This window comes from Hydrogenophaga sp. (genome assembly GCF_018780075.1).
In the GTDB taxonomy this organism is placed as follows: domain Bacteria; phylum Pseudomonadota; class Gammaproteobacteria; order Burkholderiales; family Burkholderiaceae_C; genus Hydrogenophaga.
The window spans coordinates 1-12,173 of record NZ_JADMKB010000169.1; the positions used below are offsets into that span (position 1 = coordinate 1).

At 67.4% G+C, this 12,173-nt stretch carries 16 protein-coding genes and 1 tRNA gene; 14 read left to right on the plus strand and 3 right to left on the minus strand.

Features of this window, described 5'->3' with window-relative positions:
- The 11 genes from IV088_RS24830 to IV088_RS24880 form a co-directional block, all read left to right on the plus strand.
- Positions 1 to 669: peptide chain release factor-like protein (locus tag IV088_RS24830; RefSeq protein ID WP_291107372.1), on the plus strand; the 669-nt coding region annotated here is incomplete at its 5' end.
- Positions 670 to 1,320 (plus strand): HAD family phosphatase, encoded by a 651-nt coding sequence (locus IV088_RS24835; protein WP_291107374.1) that lies wholly within the window; start codon positions 670 to 672, stop codon positions 1,318 to 1,320. It abuts the gene before it with no gap.
- Positions 1,317 to 4,019 carry an aminopeptidase N gene (gene pepN / locus IV088_RS24840; RefSeq protein ID WP_291107376.1) on the plus strand — a complete coding sequence of 901 codons (2,703 nt, stop codon included), beginning with the start codon at positions 1,317 to 1,319 and terminating at the stop codon, positions 4,017 to 4,019. The genes IV088_RS24835 and pepN overlap by 4 nt, the downstream gene beginning before the upstream one ends.
- Before the next feature lie 9 nt (positions 4,020 to 4,028).
- A complete protein-coding gene (locus IV088_RS24845; RefSeq protein WP_291107379.1) occupies positions 4,029 to 5,036 on the plus strand; it encodes a class 1 fructose-bisphosphatase in 1,008 nt (335 codons plus the stop codon).
- A gap of 11 nt (positions 5,037 to 5,047) precedes the next feature.
- A tRNA-Thr gene (locus IV088_RS24850) sits at positions 5,048 to 5,123 on the plus strand.
- Positions 5,124 to 5,206: 83 nt separating this feature from the next.
- Entirely contained in the window at positions 5,207 to 5,680 is a 474-nt protein-coding gene (locus IV088_RS24855; RefSeq protein WP_291107382.1) for a YeeE/YedE thiosulfate transporter family protein, read from the plus strand.
- A complete protein-coding gene (locus tag IV088_RS24860; RefSeq protein WP_291107385.1) occupies positions 5,677 to 6,102 on the plus strand; it encodes a DUF6691 family protein in 426 nt (141 codons plus the stop codon). The genes IV088_RS24855 and IV088_RS24860 overlap by 4 nt, the downstream gene beginning before the upstream one ends.
- A gap of 58 nt (positions 6,103 to 6,160) precedes the next feature.
- Complete coding sequence (locus tag IV088_RS24865) at positions 6,161 to 6,748, plus strand: thioredoxin fold domain-containing protein (RefSeq protein ID WP_291107388.1); 588 nt, start codon at positions 6,161 to 6,163, stop codon at positions 6,746 to 6,748.
- Between the two features lie 65 nt (positions 6,749 to 6,813).
- Entirely contained in the window at positions 6,814 to 6,954 is a 141-nt protein-coding gene (locus tag IV088_RS24870; protein ID WP_236964404.1) for a hypothetical protein, read from the plus strand.
- A gap of 13 nt (positions 6,955 to 6,967) precedes the next feature.
- Entirely contained in the window at positions 6,968 to 7,249 is a 282-nt protein-coding gene (locus IV088_RS24875) for a DUF427 domain-containing protein (RefSeq protein WP_291107391.1), read from the plus strand.
- Between the two features lie 112 nt (positions 7,250 to 7,361).
- Positions 7,362 to 7,973, plus strand: a complete 612-nt coding sequence (locus tag IV088_RS24880) for a hypothetical protein (RefSeq protein ID WP_291107394.1) — start codon at positions 7,362 to 7,364, stop codon at positions 7,971 to 7,973.
- A 46-nt stretch (positions 7,974 to 8,019) separates the two neighbouring features.
- On the opposite strand, the gene IV088_RS24885 is transcribed toward IV088_RS24880, so the two are convergent.
- Both IV088_RS24885 and IV088_RS24890 read right to left on the minus strand, forming a co-directional pair.
- Positions 8,020 to 9,240 (minus strand): MFS transporter, encoded by a 1,221-nt coding sequence (locus IV088_RS24885; RefSeq protein ID WP_291107397.1) that lies wholly within the window; start codon positions 9,238 to 9,240, stop codon positions 8,020 to 8,022.
- Positions 9,227 to 9,712, minus strand: coding sequence for a MarR family winged helix-turn-helix transcriptional regulator (locus IV088_RS24890; protein ID WP_291107400.1), 486 nt, complete (start codon positions 9,710 to 9,712; stop codon positions 9,227 to 9,229). The genes IV088_RS24885 and IV088_RS24890 overlap by 14 nt, the downstream gene beginning before the upstream one ends.
- 52 nt (positions 9,713 to 9,764) lie before the next feature.
- On the opposite strand from IV088_RS24890, the gene IV088_RS24895 reads away from it, so the two are divergent.
- Positions 9,765 to 10,328 (plus strand): PaaI family thioesterase, encoded by a 564-nt coding sequence (locus tag IV088_RS24895; protein WP_291107402.1) that lies wholly within the window; start codon positions 9,765 to 9,767, stop codon positions 10,326 to 10,328.
- Between the two features lie 31 nt (positions 10,329 to 10,359).
- The gene (gene gloA, locus IV088_RS24900) at positions 10,360 to 10,773 is read left to right on the plus strand and encodes a lactoylglutathione lyase (RefSeq protein WP_291107405.1); all 414 of its coding nucleotides are present in this window, start codon (positions 10,360 to 10,362) and stop codon (positions 10,771 to 10,773) included.
- A 64-nt stretch (positions 10,774 to 10,837) separates the two neighbouring features.
- Here gloA and IV088_RS24905 read toward each other — a convergent pair whose 3' ends face one another.
- Positions 10,838 to 11,410: an OmpA family protein gene (locus IV088_RS24905; protein WP_291107408.1), complete on the minus strand. Its 573-nt coding sequence runs from the start codon at positions 11,408 to 11,410 to the stop codon at positions 10,838 to 10,840.
- Between the two features lie 193 nt (positions 11,411 to 11,603).
- On the opposite strand from IV088_RS24905, the gene IV088_RS24910 reads away from it, so the two are divergent.
- Positions 11,604 to 12,167: a gamma-glutamylcyclotransferase gene (locus IV088_RS24910; protein WP_291107458.1), complete on the plus strand. Its 564-nt coding sequence runs from the start codon at positions 11,604 to 11,606 to the stop codon at positions 12,165 to 12,167.
- Positions 12,168 to 12,173: the final 6 nt, after the last annotated feature.

The following is a 12,173-nucleotide window of genomic DNA, read 5'->3' on the forward strand; positions in this document are numbered from 1 at the left end:
TGGGCCAGCATGCTGCTGCGCCAGTACCTGAAGTACTGCGAGCGCAAGGGCTTCACGACCACGATCGAAGACGAGACCGCCGGCGACACCGCCGGCATCAAGGGCGCCACGATCAAGATTGAGGGCGACTACGCCTTTGGCCTGCTGCGCACCGAAACCGGCGTGCACCGCCTGGTGCGCAAGAGCCCCTTCGACTCGTCGGGTGGTCGCCACACCTCGTTCGCCTCGGTGTTCGTCTACCCCGAGATCGACGACTCGATCGAGATCAACATCAACCCGGCCGACGTGCGCACCGACACCTTCCGCGCCTCCGGCGCGGGCGGCCAGCACATCAACAAGACCGACTCGGCCGTGCGCCTGACGCACATCCCCACCGGCATCGTGGTGCAGTGCCAGGACGGCCGCAGCCAGCACAGCAACCGCGACGTGGCGTGGAAACGCCTGCGTTCGCGCCTGTACGACTTCGAGCTGCGCAAGCAACAGGAAGCCCAGCAAAAGCTGGAAGACACCAAGACCGACGTGGGCTGGGGCCACCAGATCCGCAGCTATGTGCTGGACAACAGCCGCATCAAGGACCTGCGCACCAACGTCGAGATCTCGGCCACGCAGAAGGTGCTGGACGGCGACCTCGACGCCTTCATTGAAGCCTCGCTGAAGCAAGGCGTGTAAATGGTCCAGGCCCTGATCTTCGACATGGACGGCACCATGATCGATTCCATGCCGTCGCACCAGCGCAGCTGGGTCGAGTTCACGCGCCGGCGTGGCCTGGCGATCGACGTGGCCGACCTGATGCGCCGCACCACCGGCCGCACCGGCGTGGAGTGCATGCGGGAGCTGTTCGGCGACATCTCTCGCGAGCAGGCCCAGGCCCATGTCGACGAAAAGGAAGCCGTTTACCGCGAGCTGTTTGCCCCCGTGTTCAGCGAGGTCGCGGGCTTCAAGTCGTTCCTGGGGGCCGCGCAACAACGTGGGCTGGCGGTCGGCGTGGGCACGGCGGGCGACCGCCACAACCAGGCCTTTGCCTACCAGCATCTCGCGCTGGGCCAGACGCTGCCCACGGTGGGCGGCGACGAGGGCCTGCCTGGCAAACCCGAGCCCGCCATTTTTCTGGAGGTGGCACGCCGCCTCGGCGTGGCGCCCGAACACTGCATCGTGTTTGAAGACGCGCCGCTGGGCATCGAGGCCGCGCGCCGCGCCGGCATGCGAGCGGTGGCCATCTGCAGCTCCCACCCGGCCGATGAACTCGGCGGGCCGCACGTGCTCGCCCAGGTGCCCGATTTTCACGCCCTGATCACATCCCGTTTCCTGGAGACCCTATGAACCCATTGCGTGAGGCCGGTGGCCCAACCACGGTGGTCCGCCGAGAAGACTACGCTCCCCCGGCTTTCTGGATCGACACCGTCGATCTCGGTTTTGACCTCGACCCGCTCAAGACGCGCGTGCTCAACAAGATGCGCCTGCGCCGCAACCCCGACGTGCCGGCGCAGGCGCTGCGACTGGACGGCGAAGACCTCAACCTGGCCCGGGTGATGCTCAACGGCGGCGGCTGCTCGTTCAAGATGGACGGCCAGACCCTGGTGCTGGAGAACCTGCCCGAAGGCCCCGAGCCCTTCGACCTGGAAATCTTCACCACCTGCGCCCCCGAGAAGAACACCCAGCTCATGGGCCTGTACGTGAGCCAGGACACCTTCTTTACGCAGTGCGAGGCCGAGGGCTTCCGCCGCATCACCTACTTCCTCGACCGCTCCGACGTGATGGCGAGCTACACCGTCACGCTGCGGGCCGACAAGGCCAAGTACCCGGTGCTGCTGTCCAACGGCAACCTCGTGGAAGAAGGCGCCTTGCCCGACGGCCGCCACTTCGCCAAGTGGGTCGATCCGCACAAGAAACCGTGTTACCTGTTTGCGCTGGTGGCCGGCCAGCTGGTGGCGCGCGAGCAGCGCATCACCTCGCGCAGCGGCAACCACCACCTGCTGCAGGTCTATGTGCGCCCCGGCGACATGGACAAGACCGAACACGCCATGAACTCGCTGATCAACAGCGTGATCTGGGACGAGGCGCGCTTCGGTCTGCCGCTCGATCTGGAACGTTTCATGATCGTCGCCACCAGCGACTTCAACATGGGCGCCATGGAGAACAAGGGCCTGAACATCTTCAACACGAAGTACGTTCTCGCCAACAGCGCCACCGCGACCGACACCGATTTCGCCAACATCGAATCGGTCGTGGGCCACGAGTACTTTCACAACTGGACCGGCAACCGCATCACCTGCCGCGACTGGTTCCAGCTCTCGCTGAAGGAAGGCCTGACGGTCTTCCGCGACCAGGAGTTCAGCATGGACCTGTGCGCCGAGCCCTCGGCGCGCGCGGTCAAGCGCATCGAGGACGTGCGCGTGCTGCGCACCATGCAGTTCCCCGAAGATGCCGGCCCGATGGCGCACCCCGTGCGGCCCGACAGCTATGTGGAAATCAACAATTTCTACACCGTCACGATCTACGAAAAAGGTGCCGAGGTCGTGCGCATGATGCAGACCCTGGTGGGGCGTGACGGCTTTGCTGCGGGCATGAAGCTCTACTTCGAGCGCCACGACGGCCAGGCCGTCACCTGCGACGATTTCGCCCAGGCCATCGCCGACGCCAACCCCGACAGCGACCTTGCCCGCTTGCTGCCGCAGTTCAAGCGCTGGTACAGCCAGGCCGGCACACCCGTGGTGCGGGCACGTGGCGTGTACGACGCCGCTGCCCGCAGCTACACGCTCACGCTCACGCAGCGCTGTGCGCCCACGCCAGGGCAGGCGGTGAAAGAGCCGTTTGTCATCCCGGTGGCCATCGGCCTGCTGGACGCCGGCGGCACCGAGCTGCCGCTGCAGCTGGCCCACTGGAACCAGGCCGAGAGTGGCACGCGCACCTTTGTGCTGACGCAGGAAAGCGAGAGCTTCACCTTCGTCAACCTCGACGCCGAACCGGTGCCCTCCATCCTGCGCGGCTTCTCGGCCCCGGTGGTGCTCGACGCCGAGTACACCGACACCCAGTTGCTGGGCCTGCTGGCGCACGACACCGACGCCTTCAACCGCTGGGAAGCCGGCCAGCGACTGGCCTTGCGCCTCGCGCTGGCGGCCATCCGTGCCGACGGTCCTGTCGCGCACGAGCCGCTGAATGCCGCCTACCTGAACGCCATGCGCGACGTGTTGCGCCACCCCACGCTGGACGCCGCGTTCAAGGAACTGGTGCTCACGCTGCCGAGCGAAACCTACATCGCCGAACAGCTCGACGTGGTGGACCCGCAGCGCATCCACGCCGTGCGCGAGACCATGCGCGAACAGCTGGCTGAAGCCCTGCAGGCCGACTGGGCCTGGGCCTTTGACGCCCACCAGGACAACGGCGCCTACCGGCCTGACCCGGTGAGCACCGGCCGCCGCGCGCTCGCAGGCCTTGCACTGACCATGCTCTGCCTGGCCGCGCGCGACAGCGGTGATGTGGTCTGGCCCGGCAAGGCCTACCAGCGCTTCAAGGACGCCGGCAACATGACCGACCGCTTCAACGCGCTCTCGGCCCTGGTGGTGAGCGGCCAGCCGCTGGCGCAGGACGCCCTGGTCCGTTTCCACGCGATGTTCAAGGGTGAGGCCCTGGTGATCGACAAGTGGTTCGCGCTGCAGGCCGGCGCACCCGACCGCGGAGGCAACCTGCTGCCGGCGGTGCGCCATCTCATGACCCACCCGGACTTCAACCTGAAGAACCCCAACCGGGCGCGCAGCGTGGTGTTCAGCTACTGCAGCGCCAACCCCGGCGCCTTCCACCGCGGCGACGCGGCGGGCTATGTCTTCTGGAGCGAGCGCGTGCTGGAGCTCGACGCCATCAACCCGCAGGTCGCCGCCCGCCTTGCGCGCGCGCTCGACCGCTGGAAGAAGCTCGCCGAGCCCTACCGCAGCGCCGCGCGAGAGGCGATCGCCCGCGTGGCCGCGAAGACAGACCTGAGCAACGATGTGCGCGAGGTCGTGACCCGCGCCCTGGCCGACTAAGGACAACCCATGATCAAAAAAATCTCACTCACCCGCTACCTTGTCGAACAGCAACGCGTCGACGGCCACATTCCCGGAGACCTGCGCCTGCTGCTGGAGGTGGTGGCACGTTCGTGCAAGAGCATCAGCCAGGCCGTCAACAAGGGCGACCTCGGGGGCATCCTCGGCGCCGCCGACACCGAGAACGTGCAGGGCGAGATGCAGAAGCAGCTCGACATCATCGCCAACGAGGTGCTGATCGAAGCCAACGAATGGGGCGGCCACCTGGCGGCCATGGCCAGCGAAGAGATGGACAGCATCTACGTGGTGCCCAACCGCTACCCGCAGGGCGAGTACCTGCTCATGTTCGACCCGCTCGACGGATCGTCGAACATCGACGTGAACGTGTCGATCGGCACCATCTTCAGCGTGCTCAAGAAGCCCGAAGGCAGCCCGGGGGTGAGCGAGGCCGACTTCCTGCAACCCGGCTCCCAGCAGGTGGCCGCCGGCTATTGCGTCTACGGCCCGCAGACCACGCTGGTGCTCACCGTGGGCGACGGGGTGGCGATGTTCTCGCTGGACCGGGAACAGGGCTCTTTCGTGCTGATCAAGGAGCACGTCGAGATCCCGCTCGACACCAAGGAATTCGCAATCAACATGAGCAACATGCGGCACTGGGACGAGCCGGTGAAGCGCTATGTCGACGAATGCCTGGCCGGCAAGGAAGGCCCACGCGGCAAGGACTTCAACATGCGCTGGGTCGCCTCCATGGTGGCCGACGTGCACCGCATCCTCACGCGCGGCGGGGTGTTCCTGTACCCCTGGGACAAGCGCGAACCGCAGAAAGCCGGCAAGCTGCGTCTGATGTACGAAGCCAACCCCATGAGCTGGCTGGTGGAGCAGGCGGGCGGCGCGGCCACCAACGGCCAGCAACGCATCCTCGATATCAAGCCGACCAAACTGCACGAGCGCGTGAGCGTGATTCTCGGTTCGAAGAACGAGGTCGAGCGCATCACCAGCTACCACGGCACGCTATAATCGCGGGCGTTGCCGGTGTAGCTCAGTCGGTAGAGCAGCTCATTCGTAATGAGAAGGTCGGGTGTTCGATTCATCTCTCCGGCACCACACAATCTGATAAGCCCGCTGTCTTCTGGACAGCGGGCTTTTTCATTCCTGCCCGCGCGTCGGGCGAACAGCCTTCGATGCCCATGGACCCACTGGCTTCCCTCTTCCCCTTCGGCTGGCAGCACTACCTGCTCGGCGGTGCGTTCATCGGCGCGGGTGTCGCGTTGCTGTTTGTCTGCACCGGTCTGGTCGGTGGCATGAGCACGGTGTTTTCATCCACCTGGTCGTTCGTCGTCAAGCGCCCGTTCTTCCAGCAGGCGCGTTTCACGGACTCGCGCGCCTGGCGCCTTGTCTATGCGCTGGGTCTGATCCTCGGGGCGCTGGTCTGGTCGCTCGGTTTCTCCGATGGCAGACCTGGTTCAACCGACATCCCCGCCTGGCAACTGCTGATCGGCGGCGTGCTGGTGGGCTACGGCGCGCGGCTGGGCAACGGTTGCACCTCGGGCCACGGCATCTGTGGCCTGGGCTCGCTGCAGTGGCCCTCGCTGGCGGCGGTGCTGACCTTCATGGGCACGGCGTTCCTGACCGCCAACCTCGTCGGACGGTGGTTCGCATGAGCGGCTTCACCATGACCCCGCTCAAGGCGCTGGCCGTGCTGGCCAGCGGCGCGCTGTTCGGTTTCGGCCTGTCGCTGTCCACCATGGTTCAACCGGAGGTGGTGCTGGGTTTTCTGCGCTTCCAGGACTTCGGGCTGATGCTGGTGATGGGCGGTGCGGTGGTGGTCACCCTGCTGGCCTACCGCTTCGGGCCGCGGCTGTTGCGCCGGCCGCTGCTCGGCGGCTATTTTCACCAGCATGTGAGTCATTGGAACCGCGACACCCTGGTGGGCGCGGCGCTGTTCGGGGTGGGCTGGGGCCTGTGCGGCGTGTGCCCGGGACCGGCCATCGCGGGACTGGGTACCGGCAACACGGACCTGCTCTGGGCGTTGGGCGGCATTGCCCTGGGTGCGCTGGCGCAGGGATTGCGGGCCAAGGGCTGAGGGAACCGGTTCGCTCTGCGATGATCACAACAGCTTCCCCTTTCACCGATCCCGCTCCATGACCACACGACGTTTTGCCCTGACCTTTCTGGCGACCACCCCGTTCTGGCTCGCCGCCTGCTCGAAAGAAGAGACCGGCAGCGCCCCCGCCGCCAGCCGCATCGACACCGCACAGGCATTTGACACGCTGGCCGCCGAGGCCAAAGGCTTCACCGCCGGGGCCTTGATGAGCGCGCAGACCGTCTACGTGCTGTTCGATCCGCAGTGCCCCCATTGCAGCCACCTGTGGGAAGCCTCGCTGCCGCTGCACACCAAGCTCAAGTTCGTCTGGGCACCGGTGGCCCTGCTCGGCCCCAAGAGCCTGCCCCAGGGTGCGGCGCTGATGCAGGCGGCCAACCCGGTCGAGGCCATGGGCGCCCATGAGAAATCCATCCTTGCCGGCCAGGGCGGCACCGCCGCATCGGCCAGCATTCCGGCCGACATCGAAGCCGCGATCAAAGCCAACACCCTGTTGCTGGACCGTCTGGGCGCCGAGTCGGTGCCTTACATCGTGGCCCGCAACGCCACCAGCGGCCAGGTCGTGGCCCGCGCCGGCTCGATGGACACGCCGGCCCTGGCCGAATTTCTGGGCCTGGCACGGCCTTGACCCCGCCCGCCCGGCATTAACATTCAACCCTCTGCCGCACGTCGCGGCCCGCTAAGGAGCACACCATGGGCAAAGAACAGCGCAACGAAAAGATGGCAAAGAAGCCGAAAAAAGACACCTCCGCTCCCAAGGGACCGGGCACCTCGGACCGCCCGATGCCGCCCATGACCTCGGTCATCCCGCGCGGCAAAGAGAAGAACAAGTGATGAGGGTGCTGGCGTGAAGGCCATCTGGAACGGCGCCGTGATCGCCGAAAGCGACGACACCGTGCTGGTCGAGGGCAACCACTACTTTCCCGAAAGCGCGCTCAACCGCGCTTTCGTGACCTTCAGCAACCACCGCACGGCCTGCGCCTGGAAGGGGCAGGCCCACTACCACTCGCTGCTGGTCAACGGCGAGCTGAACCCCGACGCCGCCTGGTATTACCCGGACCCGAAACCCGAGGCCGAGAACATCCGCGGACGTGTGGCGTTCTGGAAGGGCGTCAAGGTCGAGTCCTGAAACTTTCAGGACTGCCGCCGCCGGCCACGACCCGGCGGGGACCGGCAGCGTTTCCATTCAATCATCTTTGGCAGGTGTCTACACTGGCTGCCCGACGACGCCCGCCCACCCCATGGATGCCCTGACCCTTTTCCTCCTGTTCGCCGTTGGCGGCTACCTGCTGAAGTCCAGTGAACAGCGCCAGCGCATCGCCCTGCTCGCGAGCCACCTGGGCAGACACCAGATCGAGAAGCTGATGGAGCGCCTGAACGAGGGCTACATGCGGGCCCTGGGCGAGAGCGATCCCGCTCGACAGGGGCAGATCTGGTCCATGCACGAAGCGACCGAGCAGCAGCTGGCCCTGCAGTTCCAACGCTTCAGCGACGAGCTGTCCCAGGCCGACGAGGCCTCCACCCGCGTCAACCGCAACCCCCTGCCCCACGCCCACCGCTGGCTGCCGGCCTTGCTCGCACCGGGTTTTGACCTGAGAGAGGTGATGCGCGTGCACGCCAGGGGCATCGCGCAGGCGCTGGACAGCGCGACGGCGACACCCGACCCTCGCAAGAAAGCCCGCACGCTGCTGGCCGAGCTCTACCTGATGCAGCACAGTTGCCACTGGTATTGCCGCTCGCGCAGCGTGGCCTCGGCGCGCCTGCTGGTGCGCCACCAGACGACCTACGAGCAGTTGCTGGACGCGGTTTCTCCGGCCACGAGGGACGCGTACCTGAAGGTCGTGCAGGGCTGACGCCTACCGCTTACCGCGCTGTCCGACAGCCCCGGGCCTTGTCCGCTCAGGCGGGCTGCAGACGCACCGGCGCCGACTCCTTGATTGGCAGGTGCACCAGCGCCGCGGCCACCGCCAGCACGATGTCGATGTACCAGACCACGTCGTAGTTGCCGGTGGCTTCAAACACCTGGCCGCCCAGCCAGGCGCCGAGGAAGCCCCCCACCTGGTGCGACAGCATCACCAGACCGAACAGCATCGCCATGTTGCCGGTGCCGAAGAACTTGGCCACCAAACCCACCGTGGGCGGCACGGTGGAGAGAAACGTCAGCCCCATCACGGCGGCGAACACCAGCAGCACCGCCTCGGTCTTGGGCGCCAGCAGGAACACCAGCACCGCCACCGCGCGTGCGGCGTACACCAGCGAGAGCAGCGACTTCATGCGCCAGCGGCCCACGGCCCATCCCATGGCCAGGCTGCCGATGATGTTGAACAGGCCGATCACGCCCAGCGCCCAGGCCCCCACGGGCGCCGGCAGCCCGCAGGCCGCCACCACGCCCGGCAGGTGCGTGGCGAGAAACGCGACGTGAAAGCCGCACACGAAGAACCCGGCAGACAGCAGCAGGTAGCTCGGCGTGCGCAGCGCGCGGCGGATGGCCTCGCGCGCCGGCAGCGCCACAGCCGGCGTCGCAGCACCCGGCGCAGCGGCCGGGCCGGGCCCGCGCAGCACCCAGGCTGCGGGCAAGGCCAGCAGCACGATGACACCCAAGGCCTGCAACGCCCCCATCCAGCCCAGGCTGGCGGTGAGCGCGGCGGCCAGCGGCGCCATGAGGAACTGGCCGAACGAACCGCCCGCATTCACCACGCCCGTGGCCACGCCGCGCCGCTCGGCGGGGATCAGGCGCGCGGTGGCGGCCATCAGCACCGACGGTCCGGCCATGCCGGCGCCGCCCGCGGCCAGCACGCCGATGGCAAAGATGAGGCCCCAGGTGGTCGTCATGAACGGCGTGAGGAAGGTGCCCAAGGCCACCAGCAGCACCCCGACCAACAGCACGCGCCCGGCGCCCACGCGGTCGGCCACCGCCCCGGCAAAGGGCTGCGTCAGCCCCCACCAGAGCTGCCCGAAAGCGAAGGCCAGGCTGATGCTTCCCACGCCCAGACCGGTGGCGGTGTTCAGCGGGGAGAGAAAGAAGCCCATGGTCTGGCGCGTGCCCATGGTGAGGGCAAAGGCGCCCGCCGCCGCCAGCAACACCAGCCACCAGACCACAGGGGTGTCATGCCGTTTCATCGGTGTCTCCTTCAGGGTTGAGCAGGTCCATGGCTTCGTCGATCAGCGCATGCAGCGCCCACACGCGGTCCAGGCCCAGGGTCTGGTTGAGGCTTTCCTGCGCCACGCGCCAGCGCCGCTGCGCCTCGGTGCGCTTGGCCCGGCCTTCGGGCGTGGCACTGATCAGGCGGCTGCGCGCGTCCGCCCCAGGGCTCACCAGCAGCCAGCCGGCGGCCACCAGCGGCTGAAGGTTGCGTGAGAGCGTGGAGCTGCTCATCTTCATCTGGGCCGCAAGGTCCACCGCCCGGATCGGCCCGAGCTTGACCACGTAGGACAGCAGCGAGTACTGCGTGGTCTTGAGGCCAGTCTTGCCCAGCTCGGCGTCGTAGTGGCTGGCCACGCGGCGCATCAGCTGGCGCAGCTTGAGGTTGGTGCAGCCCTGCGGCTGGGCCGCCGGCGCTGCGGGGATTGACGCGGTGGTGACAGGGCTCATGCAATCAATTGTATCTACAATCAATGCATATGCAACTGTTATGAAGAAGCCCATGAACGCAAACCACACCCTGGACACCTGGCTGGCGCAGGAGCGAGAGATCCTTCAACGGCTGGAGCGCGGCCCGGGCCCCGGCGTGGCACGGCCGGACCAGATCGCCGGCAAGACCGGTCTGGAGCAGATGCAGGCCATGCTCAACGGAGACATCCCCTTCGCTGCCATTGCCCAGACGCTGGACTTCCTGATCGTCGAGGTGGGCGACGGCAGCGCCGTCTTCCAGGGCACGCCCGGCCCGCAGCACTTCAACCCCATGGGCACCGTGCATGGCGGCTGGTTCGCCACCCTGCTCGACTCGGCCCTGGGCTGCGCCGTGCACACCAAAATGCCACCGGGCCGCGCCTACACCACCGCCGAGCTGAGCGTGAACATCGTGCGCGCGCTCACGCCCAAGGTGCAGCGCGTGCGCGCGATCGGCCGCGTGATCCACTGCGGCCGCCAGCTCGCCACCGCCGACGCCCAACTGGTCGGCCCCGACGGCACGCTTTACGCCCATGCCACGACGACCTGCCTGGTCTTCGACCTGCACCACAAACCGGCGGGCGGCGCCACCACATAATCGGCGCCTCTCCCGTACAGAAAGGCCCCCGATGCGATTCCTCCACACCATGCTGCGCGTGGGCAACCTGCAGCGCTCGATCGATTTCTACACCCAGGTGCTGGGCATGCAGCTGCTGCGCACCTCGGAAAACCCGCAATACAAGTACTCGCTGGCCTTCCTGGGCTTTGACGGCGGCAACCCCGGCCAGGCCGAGATCGAGCTCACCTACAACTGGGGCACCGAGCGCTACGAACTCGGCACGGCCTACGGCCACATCGCCCTGGGCGTGCCCGATGCGTACGCGGCCTGCGACAAGATCAAGGCCGCGGGCGGCAACGTGACGCGCGAAGCCGGCCCTGTGGCGGGCGGCAGCACCGTCATCGCTTTCGTGACCGACCCGGACGGCTACAAGATCGAGCTCATTCAACGGTCGGACAACCAGGCGGGTCAAGGCCTGCGCTGAGGTCCGATCCAGCCAAAGAAAAAGCCCGGCAGTGCCGGGCTTTTTTGCCGAAGCAAGCGTCCGCTCACGGCACGATCATCACTTCCACGCGCCGGGCCTCGGCGTTGTTGCCAGTGCCGGTGGTCTGCTCGGGCTTCTTGAGCTCCAGGCTCGACTCGATGACGCCCGCACCGATCAGCGCATCGCGCACGGCGAACGCGCGCTTCCTGGCGATCTCGGCATTCCTGGCCGGGTCGCCCGTGGCGTCGTGGAACCCCGACAGCACGAGGCGCTTGCCGCCCTTGGCGGCCGCGATGGCATCGGCCAGCGCGCCCAGCGCGCCGGGCGCCAGCTCGAACTTGCTGGGGGCGAAGTAGAACTTCACCACACCGTTTTCCACCACCACGCTGGCGTCGTCGCCCGCGGCAGGGGCGGCGGGTGTGGCCACCTCAACGGCAGCGGCTGGCGCTGCCGCCGCGCCGGTGGCTGCGTCACCGGCCCCGGCAGCACCCGCCACGGCCGTCACCGAGCCCTTGGCGCCATGGGCGCGCACCTTCTGGATCCCCACACCCACCGCGAGGCCCACCGCCAGCAGCACCGCTGCAATCAACACCACCGCAACAACGCGGCCTTCTGGGTTGTCATCTTGGGAAGACATGGGGGCACACTCCGTGAAGAATAATTAGGGGGGAAAACAGAACACCGTTAGGCGACTCACCGGGCCTGCAGGCGCGGTGAGCCTCAACCACCAAAGATTGTAAATGGCCGACACCGCCGCCCCGCCGCCCATCACCGCCCCGCGCACCCGCCCGCCAGACACCTGGGACCCCGCCCGGCGCAACGGCGCGCAGATGATGGCCGACACCCTCGCGCAATGGCGCTCCATGGGGCCGAGGACCGACCTCTGGGTGTTCGGTTACGCGTCCCTGGTGTGGCGCCCCGAGTTTCAGGCCGCCGAGCAGCGCATCGCCCGGGTGCACGGCCACCACCGCTGCCTGCACATGTGGAGCCGGGTGAACCGGGGCACACCCGAGCGCCCGGGCCTGGTGTTCGCACTGATGCGTGGCGGCAGCTGCACCGGCATGGCCCTGCGCCTGCCCCACGATGAAGTGGAGGCACAGATGCCGGCCTTGTGGGCACGCGAGATGCCCAACCCGGTGTACGACCCGAAGTGGCTGCTGTGCCGCACCGACCAGGGCCCGGTCCGCGCCCTCGCCTTCACGCTGTCGGCGCGCAGCCCCAACCACACGGGCCCCTTGAGCGACGATCGCTACCGCGAGATCTTTGCCCATTCGTGCGGACGCTATGGCAGCACGCTGGACTACGCCCGACAGACCTTGCACGGCCTGCGCGCACACGGCATCGAAGATCGCACGCTGGCGCACCTGCTGCGCCTGGCGAACGATTTGCCCTGAAAGCTT

What these genes read in the sequence shown, in the direction of transcription:
- IV088_RS24865 (WP_291107388.1), top strand. Translation starts at nt 6,161, where the DNA reads ATGACCACACGACGTTTTGCCCTGACCTTTCTGGCGACCACCCCGTTC.
- pepN (WP_291107376.1), top strand. Translation starts at nt 1,317, where the DNA reads ATGAACCCATTGCGTGAGGCCGGTGGCCCAACCACGGTGGTCCGCCGA.
- IV088_RS24880 (WP_291107394.1), top strand. Translation starts at nt 7,362, where the DNA reads ATGGATGCCCTGACCCTTTTCCTCCTGTTCGCCGTTGGCGGCTACCTG.
- IV088_RS24860 (WP_291107385.1), top strand. Translation starts at nt 5,677, where the DNA reads ATGAGCGGCTTCACCATGACCCCGCTCAAGGCGCTGGCCGTGCTGGCC.
- IV088_RS24870 (WP_236964404.1), top strand. Translation starts at nt 6,814, where the DNA reads ATGGGCAAAGAACAGCGCAACGAAAAGATGGCAAAGAAGCCGAAAAAA.
- IV088_RS24845 (WP_291107379.1), top strand. Translation starts at nt 4,029, where the DNA reads ATGATCAAAAAAATCTCACTCACCCGCTACCTTGTCGAACAGCAACGC.
- IV088_RS24890 (WP_291107400.1), bottom strand. Translation starts at nt 9,712, where the DNA reads ATGAGCCCTGTCACCACCGCGTCAATCCCCGCAGCGCCGGCGGCCCAG.
- gloA (WP_291107405.1), top strand. Translation starts at nt 10,360, where the DNA reads ATGCGATTCCTCCACACCATGCTGCGCGTGGGCAACCTGCAGCGCTCG.
- IV088_RS24835 (WP_291107374.1), top strand. Translation starts at nt 670, where the DNA reads ATGGTCCAGGCCCTGATCTTCGACATGGACGGCACCATGATCGATTCC.
- IV088_RS24910 (WP_291107458.1), top strand. Translation starts at nt 11,604, where the DNA reads ATGATGGCCGACACCCTCGCGCAATGGCGCTCCATGGGGCCGAGGACC.
- IV088_RS24905 (WP_291107408.1), bottom strand. Translation starts at nt 11,410, where the DNA reads ATGTCTTCCCAAGATGACAACCCAGAAGGCCGCGTTGTTGCGGTGGTG.
- IV088_RS24855 (WP_291107382.1), top strand. Translation starts at nt 5,207, where the DNA reads ATGGACCCACTGGCTTCCCTCTTCCCCTTCGGCTGGCAGCACTACCTG.
- IV088_RS24885 (WP_291107397.1), bottom strand. Translation starts at nt 9,240, where the DNA reads ATGAAACGGCATGACACCCCTGTGGTCTGGTGGCTGGTGTTGCTGGCG.
- IV088_RS24895 (WP_291107402.1), top strand. Translation starts at nt 9,765, where the DNA reads ATGAACGCAAACCACACCCTGGACACCTGGCTGGCGCAGGAGCGAGAG.